General features: G+C 40.9%; 15 protein-coding genes. 7 read left to right on the forward strand and 8 right to left on the reverse strand.

Going from position 1 to position 17,367, the window contains the following annotated elements; genetic code table 11:
• Window positions 1-92: 92 nt before the first annotated feature.
• From JR005_RS02670 to cysM, 4 genes are read right to left on the reverse strand one after another with little or no spacing between them, the layout of a single operon-like run.
• A complete protein-coding gene (locus tag JR005_RS02670) occupies window positions 93-2,399 on the reverse strand; it encodes a RelA/SpoT family protein (protein ID WP_218665514.1) in 2,307 nt (768 codons plus the stop codon).
• Window positions 2,400-2,426: 27 nt separating this feature from the next.
• Complete coding sequence (rlmD, locus tag JR005_RS02675) at window positions 2,427-3,815, reverse strand: 23S rRNA (uracil(1939)-C(5))-methyltransferase RlmD (RefSeq protein WP_218665515.1); 1,389 nt, start codon at window positions 3,813-3,815, stop codon at window positions 2,427-2,429.
• 8 nt (window positions 3,816-3,823) lie between these two features.
• Window positions 3,824-4,669, reverse strand: a complete 846-nt coding sequence (locus JR005_RS02680; protein ID WP_044433833.1) for a 3'-5' exonuclease — start codon at window positions 4,667-4,669, stop codon at window positions 3,824-3,826.
• Window positions 4,670-4,700: 31 nt separating this feature from the next.
• Window positions 4,701-5,630: a cysteine synthase CysM gene (gene cysM / locus JR005_RS02685; RefSeq protein WP_004991298.1), complete on the reverse strand. Its 930-nt coding sequence runs from the start codon at window positions 5,628-5,630 to the stop codon at window positions 4,701-4,703.
• 154 nt (window positions 5,631-5,784) lie between these two features.
• On the opposite strand from cysM, the gene JR005_RS02690 reads away from it, so the two are divergent.
• The 7 genes from JR005_RS02690 (at window position 5,785) to JR005_RS02720 (ending at window position 12,837) form a co-directional block, all read left to right on the forward strand.
• Entirely contained in the window at window positions 5,785-8,580 is a 2,796-nt protein-coding gene (locus JR005_RS02690) for an ATP-binding protein (protein WP_151721808.1), read from the forward strand.
• A 90-nt stretch (window positions 8,581-8,670) separates the two neighbouring features.
• The gene (locus JR005_RS02695; protein WP_151721807.1) at window positions 8,671-9,459 is read left to right on the forward strand and encodes a crotonase/enoyl-CoA hydratase family protein; all 789 of its coding nucleotides are present in this window, start codon (window positions 8,671-8,673) and stop codon (window positions 9,457-9,459) included.
• 30 nt (window positions 9,460-9,489) lie between these two features.
• Complete coding sequence (locus JR005_RS02700; RefSeq protein ID WP_151721806.1) at window positions 9,490-10,362, forward strand: NAD(P)-dependent oxidoreductase; 873 nt, start codon at window positions 9,490-9,492, stop codon at window positions 10,360-10,362.
• 12 nt (window positions 10,363-10,374) lie between these two features.
• The gene (locus tag JR005_RS02705) at window positions 10,375-11,169 is read left to right on the forward strand and encodes a hydroxypyruvate isomerase family protein (protein ID WP_151721805.1); all 795 of its coding nucleotides are present in this window, start codon (window positions 10,375-10,377) and stop codon (window positions 11,167-11,169) included.
• Between the two features lie 81 nt (window positions 11,170-11,250).
• Window positions 11,251-11,652: a ribosome silencing factor gene (gene rsfS, locus JR005_RS02710; RefSeq protein ID WP_005001401.1), complete on the forward strand. Its 402-nt coding sequence runs from the start codon at window positions 11,251-11,253 to the stop codon at window positions 11,650-11,652.
• A 109-nt stretch (window positions 11,653-11,761) separates the two neighbouring features.
• Entirely contained in the window at window positions 11,762-12,043 is a 282-nt protein-coding gene (locus JR005_RS02715) for a hypothetical protein (RefSeq protein ID WP_005001399.1), read from the forward strand.
• A gap of 227 nt (window positions 12,044-12,270) precedes the next feature.
• Window positions 12,271-12,837 (forward strand): DUF2059 domain-containing protein, encoded by a 567-nt coding sequence (locus JR005_RS02720; RefSeq protein WP_151723526.1) that lies wholly within the window; start codon window positions 12,271-12,273, stop codon window positions 12,835-12,837.
• Between the two features lie 83 nt (window positions 12,838-12,920).
• Here the strand turns inward: JR005_RS02720 and JR005_RS02725 are convergent, their stop codons facing one another.
• The 4 genes from JR005_RS02725 to tig form a co-directional block, all read right to left on the reverse strand.
• Window positions 12,921-13,634, reverse strand: a complete 714-nt coding sequence (locus JR005_RS02725) for a DUF2846 domain-containing protein (protein ID WP_218665516.1) — start codon at window positions 13,632-13,634, stop codon at window positions 12,921-12,923.
• Between the two features lie 165 nt (window positions 13,635-13,799).
• Window positions 13,800-15,110 carry an ATP-dependent Clp protease ATP-binding subunit ClpX gene (gene clpX, locus JR005_RS02730; RefSeq protein WP_218665517.1) on the reverse strand — a complete coding sequence of 437 codons (1,311 nt, stop codon included), beginning with the start codon at window positions 15,108-15,110 and terminating at the stop codon, window positions 13,800-13,802.
• A gap of 26 nt (window positions 15,111-15,136) precedes the next feature.
• A complete protein-coding gene (gene clpP / locus JR005_RS02735; RefSeq protein WP_004991313.1) occupies window positions 15,137-15,742 on the reverse strand; it encodes an ATP-dependent Clp endopeptidase proteolytic subunit ClpP in 606 nt (201 codons plus the stop codon).
• A gap of 196 nt (window positions 15,743-15,938) precedes the next feature.
• Window positions 15,939-17,273 (reverse strand): trigger factor, encoded by a 1,335-nt coding sequence (gene tig / locus JR005_RS02740; protein WP_004991314.1) that lies wholly within the window; start codon window positions 17,271-17,273, stop codon window positions 15,939-15,941.
• Window positions 17,274-17,367 lie beyond the last annotated feature (94 nt).

A 17,367-nucleotide genomic window follows, 5' to 3' on the forward strand; every position in this document is an offset into this window, starting at 1 on the left:
GATCTAATTCTTCAGCATCTTCTCCAGATTCATAAAGAAGCCCATCTATTTAAGATGGGCTTCTTTGTTTTTCATGGTTTCAGATATAAATTTTAATTGCCCTGTACCAAGCGACGGGCGCTAATAATTCCAGGTTGTTGCTCTAAACGTGCCAGCAAGCGAGATAACTGCGCCAAGCCTTTGACTTCAATCAACAGCTTCATATTGGCAATCCCATCAGCTTCTGAGATGGTATTGACCTGACGAATATTGATTTGATCTGAAAAAATCACTTGTGTCAGATCTTTGAGCAATCCACGACGATCATAGGCATCAATCACAATCTGCACACTCTGACCACGAGTCGGCTGCATTTCCCAATCTGCTTCAACTGCACGTTCTGGTTCATTTTTGATCATGCGCAAATAATCTGGGCAAGCTACTTTATGAATGCTCACGCCACGATTCAACGTAATATAACCACCGATGGATTCACCATGTACAGGCTGACAGCACTGAGCAATGTGAAGTTCAACATTATCCAGACCATCAATCAAAATACCATGTGCAGACAGAGTATGACTAGCACGCGGATTCAGCGTCGGTTTAAGTACCAGTTCAGGTTCGTCATTGTCCAGATGCATTTGACGATTAACCTGATTAATCAAGGCATGCAGACTAATGTCACCGCTGACCAGTGCAACTAATATGTCATCACCTGTTTTGAGGTTAAAGTGTGATGAATAATCGTTGAGATCAATACTTTTTGGATGAATCGCCAAACGTGCCAATTCTTTATTCAGAATTTCACGACCGACTTCCAGATTTTTACTACGATCCTGCTGTCTAAACCAATGGCGTAACTTATCACGCGCACGAGCAGTTTTAATATAACCCAGAGAGTTCACCAACCAGTCACGGTTCGGCTCACGATCTTTTTTGGTTAAAATCTCAACCTGCTCACCTGTTTTTAAGGCATATGTGAGCGGTACATAACGCTGATTCACCCGCGCGGCATAACACTTGTTACCCACTTCGGTATGTACATGATAGGCAAAGTCTAAAACGGTAGAACCGCGTGGTAATTCTTTAATATCCCCATCACGACTAAACACATAAATCTTTTCAAAGTCTTCAAAATTTTGAAGATCTTCTAAATTTTCTGATTCATCATCATGCTTATGGACATTACTTTCATTACGTTCCTGATAATGCTCCAACACCGCTCTAAGAGAATGTAATCGATGATTAAAAGAATGATCTGTGGTTTTAGAGCCTTCTTTATAATTAAAGTGCGAACATACCCCTAGCTCAGCTTCTTCATGCATTTCATAGGTACGAATTTGCACTTCCAGTGATTTATTTTCAGCAATCACCGCGGTATGCAAAGAACGATAACCATTGGTTTTCGGGTTGGTAATATAGTCATCAAATTGATGCGGAATATGCCGCCAGATTTGATGAACAATCCCTAATGAGTGATAGCATTCTGGAATGCTTTTGACTAAAACACGTAACGCGCGAATATCATACAATTGATCGAAACTTAAGTTTTTACTCTTCATTTTCCGATAAATTGAATAAATATGTTTAACACGCCCTGTAATCTCAGACTCAATCCCATGTTCCGCAAGCTCGGTCTTGAGCTTATCAATCACAAACTGAATGTATTGTTCACGCTCAAGACGTTTTTCATTAAGTAAAGATGCAATTTCTTTATAACGATCTGGCGCTAAATAGCGAAATGCTAAATCTTCCAGTTCCCATTTCAGTTGGGCAATTCCCAGACGGTGTGCCAAAGGAGAATAAATGGTTAAAATTTCACGTGCTACACGTTCCTGACGTTCACGAGATGACGTCGCCAGCTCACGTAATGCCAGTGTCCGTTCAGCTAATTTGATCAATACAACACGGACATCTTCAGTCACTGAAATCAGCATCTTATAAATGCCACTTAAATGTTCGCGCTGATTATTATTAAAGTGATCTTCAAGACGTTTGTTTTTTTCAATTAATTCAGACAGTTTACCCATCGCCAAAGTGCCTTTGACGAGGTTATAAACCTGCTCTCCAAATTTTTTCTGAATTTCTTCCAGTGTAATGACATTTTCACGGACACAACGATACAGCATCGCTGCACACAGAGTATCTTCGTCGACATGTAAATGTGCCAAAATATCAGCCATTCCAATGCCTGTTGAAAAGGTATTGGATGAATGGTGGGTATTTAGGGTCAACTCTTTTTGTAAAATAAGATAAGCAATTTCTTCAAGCTTGGTTAGCTCTGCCCCGTCTAAAATATCACGAACGCGATCCAGCCATGCTGCCAGTTCACGTTGTGCTTCTTCGGCATGTTCTACAGTCGTTTCATCTGACAACTCAATTAGTCGTTCAGGTAGCTGTTCACGTACTGTGACCATACCATTCTCCTATGGTGATACTCATTTTTAATCGTTTAGCTCTTTCATTTTTTCAAATAAAGCAATAGATTCAACATGACCCGTATGAGTAAACATGTCCATCACCCCTGCTTTTTTTAATTGGTAACCATGCTCAGCCAGTACACTTGCATCCCTTGCCAGTGTTGCTGGATTACACGATACATAAACGATTCTTTTTGCTCCAAAGTTCGGAATGTACTGCATAACTTCATATGCACCCGCACGTGGAGGGTCTATCAATAATGCATCAAATCCCTGTTTTGCCCAAGAATGATGCGAAAAATCTTTTGTTAAATCTTGTGAATAGAACTCAACTTGTGAAATTTCATTACGTTTCGCATTTTCTGTTCCACGTTGTACCATGTCCTCACTACCTTCTACTCCCACCACTCGCCCAGTTGTTCCAACACAACGTGCCAGCGGCAAAGTAAAGTTACCTAAACCACAGAATAAATCGAGCACGCGCTCACCCTGTCGTAGCTGTAGCAATTCACATGCCAATTGTACCATCTGTTGGTTTACACTTGGGTTAACTTGCGTAAAATCAAGCGGCGAAAACGCAAAATTTAAGTCAAATTCAGGCAAACTGTAATGTAGACGCATCTCTGCTTGTTCATCTATTCTTCTTAAACTACTCGCAAAGCTTTTAGGTTGCAGATAAAGCTGCCAGCCTTTTTGTTTTACAAAACCCAGTAGTTGATCTATATCGTTATGAGTGAGCGGCTCGACATGGCGAACCAAAAGTGCAATCTCTGAATCTCCCATCGCCAACTCTATATGACCAATACTGCCTTTGCCTTTTAGACTTTGCAGTAATTGTTTTAATTCAGGTAAAGCCTCTGACAACCGCACTTGCAGAATTGGACAAGTAGCAATCGAGATTAAACGATTACTCTGATGTTCACGAAAACCCATTATTAACTGCTTTTTGGCAGGCAAATAACGCACACCGATACGCGCCCGATGTCGGTAATCCTGCTGCGCTGAACGCAAAGGAGGCAACCACTGCGTCGCTTGCAATCCACCAAAATGTTGCAAATGTGACTTCAATACATCCTGTTTTAACTGAATCTGTTCATTCAGATCTATATGCTGCATGCTACAACCGCCACATATGCCATAATGAGGACAAATCGGGGCTACGCGCAATGGAGAAGGTTCACTCAACAATTCGAGCATTTCCCCTTCTTCCAGACGTTTGGTTTCATGCGTGATTTTGGCGCGAACGATTTCACTCGGCAGCGCATAGCGGATAAAAACTTTTTTACCTGTTTTGGCTTCAGGATGTTCTACATCTGTTCCAAAATGCGCAATACCACGCCCCTCATGCGATAAGGACTCGACCTGAAAAGTGTACACAGGAGATTGAGCAGAAGGTTTAGTGGCGTGTTTCAAGAGATGACCTAATGATTTGATGAGTTGGGTGATGAGTCGTGAGAATTTGAAGAAAAATAATGTTGCGTGAATGGAGTATGATGACTGGTCTGTTGCCAGACCTGTAAAAACTCATGGTGTTGCGATTGTTGCTGTAAGTAATGAATGGTCGCCTGAATCCACTGTTCATGATCCTGTGGCAACAATTGACCCTTGAGTAACAACCAACGTAGATAAATCAGCCAGGTATTGAGTACATCACCTTCACAGTAACTGGTCAGTTTCAGCCATTGTTCATGTTGAACATAACTTGGTACATGATAACCCGATTCTCCACGTTTTCCAGGAAAGCCAAGCAAACATGCGATATCGTCCAATTTCTGAAAATTGCGGCCATTAAACATTGCCATGACATCCATCACATCGATATGCCGATGATGATAACGATTCTGGTAGTTATTATAACGCTTTTGCGTATCTAACTCACCCTGATCAAATAAACTGGGGGCAGACAAACCATGATACATGGCACGAAATAGGATCACAGGTAAGTCAAATTGTGAACCATTCCAACTGACTAAGTTCGGATGGCGTTTATCAAAAATAGACAAAAATTTGGCTAAAATCTCAGCTTCAGAATAATGTTCCTGACTAAAAGAAAACAGCCTTAAACCATGCTCATCCACCCATAAACCAGAAATACAGACAATTTCATGTAATGGCAAACGCTGAAAATCCATGCCAGATTCCTGACGGCGAATTTTGCTCAGTGCTTGTTCCAGATCATCATCAGGCAGATCCAAATGATATAAATGCGCCCCCGCCTTTAAATCGGTCAAGGTTTCAATATCAAAAACCAGTGTCGGAAAGCGCATAATAATCTCTAAATAGTACTCGTTAAAATGTTTATTCAGGATCTTGCACAGAGAACAGACCTGTTGATAAATAACGATCGCCACGATCACAGATAATGCAGACAATCACAGCATCAGGCTGTTCTTCTGCAATTTTGAGCGATGCCCAAACCGCTCCGCCCGATGACGTTCCTGCACTAATGCCTTCTTCACGCGCTAGACGACGCATGGTTTTTTCCGCTTCAATCTGTGGAATATCGATAATACGATCTACGCGAGATGCATCAAAAATCGTCGGCAAATATTCTTTTGGCCAACGGCGGATTCCCGCAATACTAGAACCCTCAGAAGGCTGTAAACCCACGATTTGAATCTCTGGATTTTGCTCTTTTAAGTACTTGGATACGCCCATGATGGTACCCGTGGTTCCCATCGAGCTGACAAAATGGGTAATTTTACCACCTGTTTGTTCCCAGATTTCAGGGCCAGTGGTTAAGTAGTGTGCTTCGACATTATCAGGATTACCAAATTGATTTAAGACTAAACCCTGACCTTCGGTCTGCATCTGCAAAGCTAAATCACGTGCGCCTTCCATGCCTTGTTGCTGAGTCACTTCAATTAACTCCGCACCATAAGCCAGCATCGCATCTTTACGTTCCTGACTCATGTTATTGGGCATAATTAATTTCATTTTATAGCCGCGCATCGCGGCAACCATCGCCAGTGCAATTCCGGTATTGCCACTGGTGGCTTCAATCAAAGTGTCGCCAGGTTTAATTTGACCGCGTTTTTCAGCCTGCATAATCATATTATAAGCAGGTCGGTCTTTCACAGAACCAGCGGGATTATTGCCCTCGAGTTTTGCCAATACTGTCGTTCGGCTATTTTTGGCTAAACGCTGTAAACGAACCAGAGGTGTTTTACCTACATAGTGATCCAGTAAAAATTCATCGGCAAAAAAATTAGGTTCTGTATTACTCATGATCTACACCTAAATCGAGGTGCGGCTATTGTATGAAAAAATGACCTTTACTGCACCCATTTCGCAGGCTTTTTCTTGAAAATGCTGAAAGCCTCGCCAGTTTATGACAAAGCCGTGTTAATATGCCGATCAAAGAGATAGATCTGATCGGGCTATGTCAAATTTCAATAAAAAGTTATCCAAACGCTTACATCTGAATCATGCTTATGGTCAACTCATTGCCTTGATTTTTGTCCCGATCATGGTATTGACAGGCGTTGGCACTATACTGGTGTTAAATGAAACCAGTAATTCAGCCAAATTACAGCAACGTCATGCCGCAGCCGCATTATTAACACGTTATCAGCGTACATCCGAAGATTTATTGAAACTGGTCACATTGCGTCCAGATCAATACGATCATGCCCAGTCCATTATGCAAAGCATGTTTGCTGAACGGAATTTACAGCGCGCAGCCATTATTGATGCTCAAGGACAAGTGCAACTCAGCATCGGTTATCGTGATACCCGTTTTTGGCCAAGTATTCCAGACTTGGTTTTTTTTGGTCCCATCAAACATAATCATAATAGTATTTATGGGCTTAAACTTCAGAGTGCACAGCAACCGACTTGGCTTGTGGTTGAAATGGACAATCAACCTTTGCAACTGGCACGTTATCGCGTGTTTACCGTACTGGTGATTACAGGCCTCATTACTCTGTTATTGCTGTTGTTGTGTCTCAATTTTTACTCGCGACGCTGGATCGCGCCGATGTATGAAATTCGGATGCAGCTACAACGTCTCAATGCCGATACACTTGATCAACACATGGTGATTAACAGTACAGGCGAATTACGACTGTTACAGCGTGATATTGCCAATATGGTGAAACGCCTGCATTTCAGCTTTTTAGAACTTAAAGAACATACTGAACAAACTGAAGATGATTTAAGACGCACACTGGATACGCTTGAAGTTCAAAATATTACCTATCGACAAGCACGTGATCAGGCGATTTCAGCCAATCAGGCCAAATCGGTTTTTCTTGCCAATATCAGCCATGAACTACGTACGCCATTAAACAGTATTGATGGTTTTATTCATCTAATGTTGCGTCAACAAAATCTAAATAATGAGCAAAGCCTATATTTACAAACCATTCGTAAATCGTCTGCACATTTATTGGCCTTGATTAATGATGTATTGGATTTTTCCAAAATCGATGCCGGCAAGCTTGAGCTTGAAACCGCGTCGTTTGATCTGGAAGAAGCGATTTTTGATGTCATGGATATGTTGTCGCCTTTGGCGGCGCAAAAGCATATCGATATGGCATTTTATTTTGATGACCAGATTCCACCCCATGTGATTGGGGATGTATTACGTTTTAAACAGATTCTGACCAATCTGATTTCTAACGCGATTAAATTTACACCTGATGGTGAGATCATTGTTCGTGTTCGTATGGAACATGATGATATTGGACAATGTCTGATTCACTTTAGCGTGCAAGACAGCGGGATTGGTTTAAGCGGAACCGATCGTAAAAAACTGTTTGAGTCTTTCTCTCAAGGCGATGCTTCCGTCACACGCCAGTTTGGCGGAACAGGTCTGGGCTTGGCAATTTCCAAACAACTTGTCCATCTCATGCACGGCCAAATTGGGTTTGAAGATAATCAGGAACGCGCGCCCACTGAAAAAGGTTCAACATTCTGGTTTACCGCCTTGTTCCAAGTGGAGGAAGATTATCAGATCGTGCATCCACAATTTCAACACTTACATGTGGTGTCTTTTCTGGCGCATCCTGCCACTGCAAATATCCTACGCCATTATCTTGAAAACTATCAGGTTCAACATACCGAAGCACAATCTATTCTGGATCTGTTCAGCCGCTTGAATAGCCTGAAATCCGCAGATAACACCTGGTTAATTGTTGATCATAGTGGTGACACGGAAGCCTTGCTCAAAGAAATTCGCAGTCGCTATACAGGTAATCTCGCAGTCTATGGTTATCAAATGGCGCTTGAGCCAAATATGCTGCATGATTATCGAGCTAGACCACTATATCAGCCGCTGAGTCGTGCTGCCTTGATTCAACTGTTGAGCAATCAGCCTATTTTTGAACCTGAGCATGAGCAATTTAATGGTCAGGGCTTACACGTACTGGCGGTAGATGATCATTTACCTAATCTGATTGTACTCGAAGCATTACTGGGTGAACTCAACGTGAAAACCACCAAAGCCCTCAGTGGTCAGGAAGCCTTGAGTATTATTGAAAATCGTCTTGAGCGTGATGAAAAACCATTTGATATTGTGTTTATGGATATTCAAATGCCTGTCATGTCAGGGATTGATACCACTCGCGCGATTCGCTCATTGGAATCGACATTAGATGGCAAAATGCGCCTACCGATTATTGCTTTAACTGCACACGCACTATCGGATGAAAAACAAAAATTGCTGAAAGTCGGGATGGATGATTACGTCACTAAACCGATTCAGATTGAACAAATTATTCAAATCCTGAATGAATGGACTAAAAATAATTTTGCCAGCAATACCAGACCTGAAAATACCATTTTGATGGATGCGCTTGATCCCACAATTTTAGATTGGCAGCAAAGCTTACAACTTGCAGCCAACAAAGAAGATCTGGCGCAAGATTTACTTAGAATGCTCGTGGATAGCTTTGATACTGAACTCAATGAAATGCAACAGTTGATCGAACTGGAAGATTTTCCTCAACTGGAACATGTGTTGCATCGTCTTTATGGTGCAACTCGCTATGTCGGCACACCAAAATTACAACATGTCACTGGCGACTTTGAACAATTCGTTTCAACCTTGAGAAAAGAACGCCGTCGTGCCGATGATGCTTTCATTCAAGAGGTATTACATCGTTTTGAGGAACTTCAACTCAGTATTCGTGAAGTTGAGAGTGCAGCACAACAAATTTTAAATACCACGTCTTAGCACAGCGKTTTTTAACGTGACTGAGCTGTCATTTTTCCATGATTGGCTCATGTTATGCTGCGTACATAAATAAAAATCAAAGGAATACACATGGCGCTTCTCAATGTCAGCAATCAAAATGGTATCGTCACAGTTCGCCTGAATCGACCAGAAAAACGCAATGCCATGAGCTTTGCTTTACTGCGTGAACTGGTCAGCACCGCAAAAAAAATTGAAAAAGACCGTCGCGTACGTTGTGTCATTCTAACAGGTGAAGCACAAGTCTTTAGCGCAGGCATTGATCTGGCTGACTTAAACGCACCTAAAAACAGCCTGTATGCTGCATGGGAGCTAATAAAACCCGGACAAAGCCTCTTTCAAAAAGCCTTTCTGGTATGGCAGAACCTGCCTGTCCCTGTGATTGCGGCAATTGAAGGTTATTGCTTTGGGGCAGGCATGCAACTGGCGCTTGCCGCAGATATTCGTATTGCACAACCAAACACCAAAATGTCGATTATGGAAAGTCGTTGGGGACTTGTTCCAGATATGGGACTGACTCGCACCATTAAAGGTTTGGTTGGTGTAGATTTGGCGAAAGAATTAACGCTAACTGCGCGTATTTTTGATGCAGATTATGCCAAAGAAATTGGTCTGGTCACCCATCTTTCTGAAAATCCACTGGAACGTGCAAATCAGTTAGCACTTGAACTCATACAGCGTTCTCCTGATGCATTAACGGCAGCAAAACGAGTTTTAGATGCGATGGAACACGAACCCCAAAAAGCACTACGTTTGGAAAAACTTTGGCAGCTTAAATTGATTCTCGGTAAAAATAGCCGTTTGGCACGTCAAAAGGACAAACATCCTGAAACTGAATTTTTGCCACGCCAATACAAATAGATAGATATACATGTCGATAAGGAAGCCAATATGAGAGTTGATGTAAATACGCCAATTGCATTTTTGGGTATGGGTTTAATGGGCAGTCGGATGGCAAGCCGTTTAATAAAAGCGGGGTTTAAAGTTTCAGTCTGGAATAGAACAGAAGCCGCCTGTGAACCATTAATTACAATGGGTGCTACATCTTTACAACTTAAAAATATTGGCGATTATCCTGTCATTTTGACTTGTCTGGCGGATGATCATGCGGTGAGCCATGTATTTGAACAAATTAAACCATACTTAAGAGCTAAACAAGTTATTGTCGATTTTTCCAGTTTGTCTGTAGAAACGACCTTAGAACTTGCCAAGCAAAGCGCACAACAGCAAGTCGACTGGATTGATTCCCCTGTTTCTGGCGGAACAGCGGGTGCAGAACAAGGTACGCTGGTGATCTTTGCAGGCGGCGATGCAAAAATCATTGATGAACTAGCTCCTATTTATCAAGTTCTATCCCAACGTGTGACGCGTATGGGAGAAAATGGCACAGGGCAAGCGACCAAAATTTGTAATCAATTAATTGTAGCAGCCAATAGCGCCTTAATTGCAGAAGCTATCGCATTGGCGAATTTAGCTGGTGTAGATACCACTTTGCTCGCACCCGCACTAGCAGGCGGCTTTGCAGACTCAAAACCGTTTCAGATCTTAGCACCACGCATGGCGACACATAACTTTGAACCTGTGCAATGGAAAGTACAAACCTTATCGAAAGATTTAAACAACGCAGTACAATTGGCGAAAAATTTTAATCTCAATATTCCTGTGGCTAACCAAGCTTTAACTCAGTTACAAGCGCACCAACAAAAAGGCTTTGCCGAGCAAGATTTAGCGACTATGATCAAACAGATAGAAAATAAATCTTAAAGGATGAAGATCATGAGTCAGTTAGCAGTGAATCTTTCCCTTATTTTTACTGAAGTTCCTTTAATTGAACGCTTTGCACTGGCACGCCAACATGGTTTTGCACATGTAGAGATTCAATTTCCTTACGAACTCAGCATTCACCAGATTCGTGAACAACTCGAACAACATCACTTAAGTCTGTGTCTGATTAATGTTCCTGCGGGTGATCTGATGCAAGGTGGCAATGGTCTGGCAGGCATTCCTGGCAAAGAAATTGAATTTCATCAGGCGCTGGAACAAGCGATTCAGTACGCGAGTGCGCTAGATGTGCCTCGAATCAATATCTTAGCTGGTAAACAACCGCTGGATGCAGATTTACTGCCCTGCCTAAATACACTGGCCAGCAACCTTAAACTGGCGTGTCACCTGATGACTGAACATGGGATTGAGCCAGTATTTGAAATGATCAATGGCACTGATATGCCGCGCTTTTTAGTGCAAAATATTGCTCAGGCTCAGGAAATGCTTGAAGCGGTACAACATCCTGCTTTAAAAATGCAATATGATTGCTATCACATGGCAATGATGGGTGAAGATGTACTCGAAGGTTTAAAAGAAAATATCAACCAGATTGGACACATCCAGTTTGCAGACTGCCCAGGTCGTCATGAACCTGATACAGCCGAACTGAACTTTGCACAGATTTTTCAGTGGTTACAGCACAGTCAGTACCAAGGATACATTGCAGCAGAATATAAACCTCAATACACATCTGCGCAGTCTTTCGAATGGAAAAACAAATATTTTTCTAATGACGTAAATACATAATGTGTTACAGCGAGGGTTTGAAATTTAGTCAAAACTTCGCTATATTAGATCCTGAGTAATTGTCAGGAAATTATACCCTTTATGAATTTAGAACCATCGCCCAGCGCTTCTAATTCTCACGATCTCGCAATGAATTCAACGCCGCATAATGTAGAAGCTTGTCTAAAAGTTGTACATGATGCACTTACCGATGTAAAAGCAAAAGATATTTTAGAACTTGATGTAAGCAGCATTAGCAATGTCGCCGACGCGATTGTTATTGCGAGCGGTACATCTACCCGCCATGTTAAAGCCCTTGCTGATAATGTTGCCGATGAAGCACGTAAAGCAGGTTTTCGCCCGATTGGGGTTGAAGGTGAACGTGATGCCGAATGGATCTTGATCGATCTCGGCTTTGTTGTTGTCCATGTGATGTTACCAACCGCTCGTAAGTTTTACGATCTTGAAAGCTTATGGCGCGATGCTCCAGAGGCAACTGCCTAAAAATATAAGAGCAAGAAGAGCGACCCATATGGCCGCTCTTTTTATATCAAAACTATATTTTTTTCTATTAGAAAATAATTTAAATTGAATAATAATCGGAATTTAGACAATGGAATTAGAAAAAAAACCAGCCCCTCATGATATCTCTATAGCTAAAACAGTAACTTATCTCCTCTTAGGCATTCCAGCGAGCATGTGTATTGGGGCTATTTTCGCTCAAGTTTCCACCATGTATATGGATAAACTTGAAGGGGCTGCAGGACAAGCTGCAATCACTATATTTATCATCATTAGTGTAGTGTGCTACCTCATCAGCTTAATCTTGCTTCCTATTTTTTCCAAAAAAAACCAGAGGTTCTATCAGCTACACTTAATATATTTGGTTTGCTAACCTTCATTTTTTTAATGATTGTTTTAACAATCTAGCCCAACTCATTTTTTGGGAATTAAACCGTTCATTTTACACAAAGATAATTAAGAGTATTTCCATTCAACATGAATCACATTAGATCTTCTAAAAAACCACAAATCAAAGCTTAAAAAGATGACTATTGAGTTAAACTAAGAGCGCTCTTATTTTTCATTACTTTTAATTTTTATAATATTCAAGGCTTGATCATGACTGTCCAGCAACTTATAAAACGCCTTTCCATTAGTTTATGCCTTACTTGCATTAGCACCAGTATTTTTGCCTCACCTGCAAAACTCAGCACAGTGAAAGAGCTCATGCAAGTGAGTCAAATTGACTATTTATTACGTCAATCACTCATTGAATTAAAGCCCTATTATGACAAACAGGCCGAACAAATTATTTTAAATACAACAGGCTCAAAACAACTCAATGACAAAGAAAGACAAGCAGCGAATCAACTCAGTCAACTTTTAAAAGACTATAGTACGCAGATCATTAGTAATCCAAACACCCAAAAAACCATCGAAGAAATTTATTTAAAAACCTATAGTGAAGAAGAATTACAAGCCAGTATTAAATTTCTAAATACGCCAGAAGGACAGTCAATTACACGGAAAAATGCCAAAATGATGGGTGAGCTTTCCGAATATATGATGCGCTTGGGTCAAGAAATGTTCAATGATGATCAAACACGTGAAAATTTTCAGGAAAAAATGATGGCGATTATTGCGCCTCTTATTGTCGAAAAAAATAAAAATCAAGAAAACCCGTAATTTATCATCATTTTTTAAAGTTTTTTTAAGCGGTATAAATGCAGATTCGGCTGTAGCGGGATACCGCCTCAGCCGAATCAAGCTTACCACGTCATTGGATTCCAGATTTTAAACGGCTTAACCAATAAAACATCTGATTTTTCATCATATTTTGCAGGTTTTAATTCTTGCGGTTTATGTCGAATCTTGCCTGAAGTATCTTGTGCTACAAAGTTATAGCTCGATGATTTCAAACGAGTAAATGCAATTTCATTACGCCCTATTTTTTCCTGCATAATCAAAAATGGTCCTGTGCGTTCTTTACGTGCAGGATTTTCTTCATCATATTTCAGATAATAGCTTTGTCCTGCATCTACCGTCATATTAATATATTTGGGTTCTTGAAAATGAAAAACTGTTAAAGGGCGACTGGTCGAAATCCGATAAGTTCCCGCAGGCAATTCCACCCAATAATAATGATTATTTAATAAACTCGGAATCCGCTTTCCATTAATAAAAATATTGGCAGCGGCGATCTCCTGCTGATTCCAGCGCGAGTCAGGACGATACAAATATACCACTGCTGCTTGCGAGTTTTGTGGTTGAATCGGCTGAAAATATTGTCCTAGTTTTTGATTGACCCAACCACCAACAGAAAAGCCACCCACATGATATTGATCTAATATTCCAGGCTCTTGATTGACATCGACTTTTGGCAAAGTTGAGGTTAAGGTTTCAGGCTCAGATTTTAACTGGGAAGTACTATGACAGGCTGTCAATGCCCCAACGCAACACAGTGATAATAATAAATAACGCATGATATCCCTCAAGGCGTTTTATTTCATTTATTTTACGGCGCAAAACTATGCGTATTTCGCTTCAAGATTAACACCTCATTTTTTATTTGCAAATAAAAAAGCATGAAATGCCTGAGCAGATCATGCTTTTCAGATAAGTATCAGATGACTGAACCTATGTAAAACTTATGCAGATTTAGAATCAACCACTTTCAAATCAACTTGTTCAACCGTATCATGATTTTTGTGCGGTAAGCGCTCCTTTTGGAAAACGGGTTGCGCTCCTTCTGTAATCACCGCTTCATTGATGATGACAGTGCCGACATCATCACGACTTGGCAGCTCATACATAGTTTCAAGCAACACATTTTCCAGTATCGAACGCAAACCACGCGCCCCTGTATTGCGCTCTAAAGCTTTTTTAGCAACTGCACGCAATGCTGCATCTTCAAATACCAGATCAACATCTTCCATATTAAATAGATATTGATACTGACGAGTCAACGCATTTTTCGGCTCAGTCAAAATCTGCATGAGCGCCGCTTCATCCAGTTCTTCAAGCGTTGCAATCACAGGCAAACGACCAATAAACTCTGGAATTAAACCAAATTTTACCAAATCAGTCGGCTCAACCTGACGGAACAATTCAGCCAGTTTTTTGCTTTCATCTTTATTTTTGACTTCCGCAGTAAAACCAATGCCGCCTTTTTCCTGACGTTGCTGCACAATTTTTTCAAGTCCAGAAAACGCACCACCACAGATAAACAGGATATTCGCAGTATCAATCTGAATAAATTCCTGTTGTGGATGCTTACGTCCACCTTGCGGCGGAATCGAAGCCACTGTGCCTTCAATCATTTTCAGTAAGGCTTGCTGTACCCCTTCACCCGATACATCACGGGTAATCGATGGATTTTCAGACTTACGGGTAATTTTATCGATCTCATCGATATAGATAATGCCCTTTTGTGCTTTCTCTACATCATAATCGGCTTTTTGTAACAGCTTTTGCACGATGTTTTCGACATCTTCACCCACATATCCAGCTTCGGTTAAGGTCGTCGCATCTGCCATAGCAAATGGAACATCCAATAACCGTGCTAAAGTCTGTGCAAGCAAGGTCTTACCTGAACCTGTCGGCCCAATTAGCAAGATATTACTTTTGGCAATTTCAATATCCTGATTGGCTTTATGTCCAGATTGACCGACTTTCAAACGTTTGTAATGGTTATAAACCGCTACAGATAAGGTTTTTTTCGCAATATCCTGACCAATCACATATTGGTCCAAAGCTTTACGAATTTCTTGCGGTTTAGATAGCTCACGACTTGCCCAATCTCCAGCTTCAACTTGTTGACTGGTTTGCACAAGATCAAGACACACGTCCACACATTCATTACAGATATATGCGTCCTCACCTGCAATCAGTTTCCCGACTTCAGACTGCGTTTTACCGCAAAATGAACAATGTTTTTGTCCTTGAGGATGTTCGGACATAATTACTCCAACTTAAATCTTAACTTTTAGGGACGTTTAGATAAAACTTGATCCACTAAACCATATTCTTTGGCTGCTTGCGCAGTCATGAAATTATCACGATCCGTATCACGGGCAACGGTTTCGTAGTCTTGACCACTATGTTCTGCCATTAAACGATTCAAACGCTCTTTGATAAATAAGATTTCACGTGCATGAATCTCAATATCAGAAGCCTGACCACGGAAACCACCGAGTGGCTGGTGGATCATGACACGGGCATTTTCAAGACAGTAACGTTTGCCTTTAGCACCCGCATTCAACAAGAACGCTCCCATAGAAGCCGCCTGACCCATACAATAAGTCACTACATCTGGCTTAATAAACTGCATGGTATCGTAAATTGCCATACCTGCGGTCACTGAACCACCTGGTGAATTAATATAGAGGTGTATATCTTTATCTGGGTTCTCTGCTTCTAAAAACAACATCTGAGCGACAATTAAATTCGCCATATTGTCTTCAACTTCACCCGTTAGAAAAATCACACGTTCGCGTAGCAGACGTGAAAAAATATCAAAAGAACGTTCACCACGTGAAGACTGTTCAACGACAACAGGAACTAAAGCATTTTCAATTGTTGGAACATACATACGATTATTTATTCCTAAATTTTTGTAACTTAACTCATTCCCACAATATGAGGGATAATCATTAAAATTGCAAAAGCATTCCTTTCAAAATATCGTTTTATTTCTGTATAAAACGCGCATTTCTGTCGGAATATCAGAAAAGAACAGATTCATAAAAAAAGGCGCTTTCGCGCCTTTTCTCAATCTATACAAAAGATTAACGAGCTTGGCGCGCTTGTTGTTCTTTCAATAAGTCTTCATAACTCACATCAGTATTGGTAACTTTTGCAGCAGCCAAAATGTGATCAACCACTTGATCTTCTAACACAACCGCTTCGATTTGAGCACGTTGCTGTTTGTCATTTTTGAAGTATTCGATCACTTCAGTTGGATCTTCATAAGAAGATGCCATATCTTCGATATAAGCATCTACACGGCTTTGATCCACTTCAAGTTTCGCATCAGCAAGTACTTTACTTACCAATACACCCAATTTTACTGATTTTTCAGCTTGTTCTTTGAACAATTCATCTGGAAGCATGCTCTTGTCAAATGCTTGAGCACCAGCACCACCAAACTGTTGAGTGAATTGTTGAATCATTTGTTCGCGTTGACGATCGATTTCCTGAGCAACCATCGCAGCAGGAACTTCGATTTCGTTTGCAGCAACAAGTGCATCAAACGCCGCTTGTTTTACTTGGTTACGTAAACCGTTACGAACTTCACGCTCCATGTTCTTACGAACATCAGCTTTAAGTTTTTCAACGCCTTCTTCTTCAGTCAAACCAAAGATTTTAAGGAATTCTGCATCAATCTCTGGAAGTTTTGATTTTTCAACTTGCTTCACAGTGATTTTGAATTGCGCTTGTTTACCCGCAAGATTTTCAGCTTGGTAATCTTCAGGGAAAGTGACATCGATAACTTTCTCTTCGCCTGCTTTCATGCCCACGATACCATCTTCAAAACCAGGAATCATACGGCCAGAACCCAATACTAGTTTAAAGTCTTCAGCAGAACCGCCTTCAAACTTTTCACCATCAATCGAACCTTCAAAGTCGAAAGTCACTTGCATGTCTTTTTTCGCCATACCTTTGGTAACAGCCCAAGTTTGACGTTGTTTTTGCAAGTTTTCGATCATTTGGTCAACGTCTTTGTCGTTGATTTCAGTTGATTTGCGTTCAACTTCCAAATCATTAAATGCTTTAACTTCAACTTCTGGATACACTTCAACTGTCGCTTCATACACTAAAGCGTCATCTTTATGTTCCACTTTTTCAATGTTCGGCATGCCTACAGCATTGATTTTTTCTTGTTGAATTGCTTCAAAAACGCTATCACGAATAATATCGTTCACTACTTCCTGATAAATACCAGGACCGAAGTCTGAACGTACACGTGACATAGGCACTTTGCCTGGACGGAAGCCGTTGATCTTCACAGTTTTGGCAGTGCGTTTTAAACGAGCTTCAAATTGCTCATTAATACGGCTCGTCGGTACAGAAACATTTAAACGACGGGCAACGCCCGAAACCGCTTCAGTCGTTACTTGCATGGCTTCCTCGATAATTAGTTAGTAGTAACAATTTTTAAAAGTGCCACATTATATGACAACTTTCCCGATATACAAAACGGATGATGAAAAAGGA

This window comes from Acinetobacter sp. Colony158, assembly GCF_019264745.1.
Taxonomy (GTDB): domain Bacteria; phylum Pseudomonadota; class Gammaproteobacteria; order Pseudomonadales; family Moraxellaceae; genus Acinetobacter; species Acinetobacter ursingii.

What these genes read in the sequence shown, in the direction of transcription:
- JR005_RS02670 (WP_218665514.1), bottom strand. Translation starts at nt 2,399, where the DNA reads ATGGTCACAGTACGTGAACAGCTACCTGAACGACTAATTGAGTTGTCA.
- JR005_RS02680 (WP_044433833.1), bottom strand. Translation starts at nt 4,669, where the DNA reads ATGCGCTTTCCGACACTGGTTTTTGATATTGAAACCTTGACCGATTTA.
- cysM (WP_004991298.1), bottom strand. Translation starts at nt 5,630, where the DNA reads ATGAGTAATACAGAACCTAATTTTTTTGCCGATGAATTTTTACTGGAT.
- JR005_RS02690 (WP_151721808.1), top strand. Translation starts at nt 5,785, where the DNA reads ATGTCAAATTTCAATAAAAAGTTATCCAAACGCTTACATCTGAATCAT.
- JR005_RS02695 (WP_151721807.1), top strand. Translation starts at nt 8,671, where the DNA reads ATGGCGCTTCTCAATGTCAGCAATCAAAATGGTATCGTCACAGTTCGC.
- JR005_RS02700 (WP_151721806.1), top strand. Translation starts at nt 9,490, where the DNA reads ATGAGAGTTGATGTAAATACGCCAATTGCATTTTTGGGTATGGGTTTA.
- JR005_RS02705 (WP_151721805.1), top strand. Translation starts at nt 10,375, where the DNA reads ATGAGTCAGTTAGCAGTGAATCTTTCCCTTATTTTTACTGAAGTTCCT.
- rsfS (WP_005001401.1), top strand. Translation starts at nt 11,251, where the DNA reads ATGAATTTAGAACCATCGCCCAGCGCTTCTAATTCTCACGATCTCGCA.
- JR005_RS02715 (WP_005001399.1), top strand. Translation starts at nt 11,762, where the DNA reads ATGGAATTAGAAAAAAAACCAGCCCCTCATGATATCTCTATAGCTAAA.
- JR005_RS02720 (WP_151723526.1), top strand. Translation starts at nt 12,271, where the DNA reads ATGACTGTCCAGCAACTTATAAAACGCCTTTCCATTAGTTTATGCCTT.
- JR005_RS02725 (WP_218665516.1), bottom strand. Translation starts at nt 13,634, where the DNA reads ATGCGTTATTTATTATTATCACTGTGTTGCGTTGGGGCATTGACAGCC.
- clpX (WP_218665517.1), bottom strand. Translation starts at nt 15,110, where the DNA reads ATGTCCGAACATCCTCAAGGACAAAAACATTGTTCATTTTGCGGTAAA.
- clpP (WP_004991313.1), bottom strand. Translation starts at nt 15,742, where the DNA reads ATGTATGTTCCAACAATTGAAAATGCTTTAGTTCCTGTTGTCGTTGAA.
- tig (WP_004991314.1), bottom strand. Translation starts at nt 17,273, where the DNA reads ATGCAAGTAACGACTGAAGCGGTTTCGGGCGTTGCCCGTCGTTTAAAT.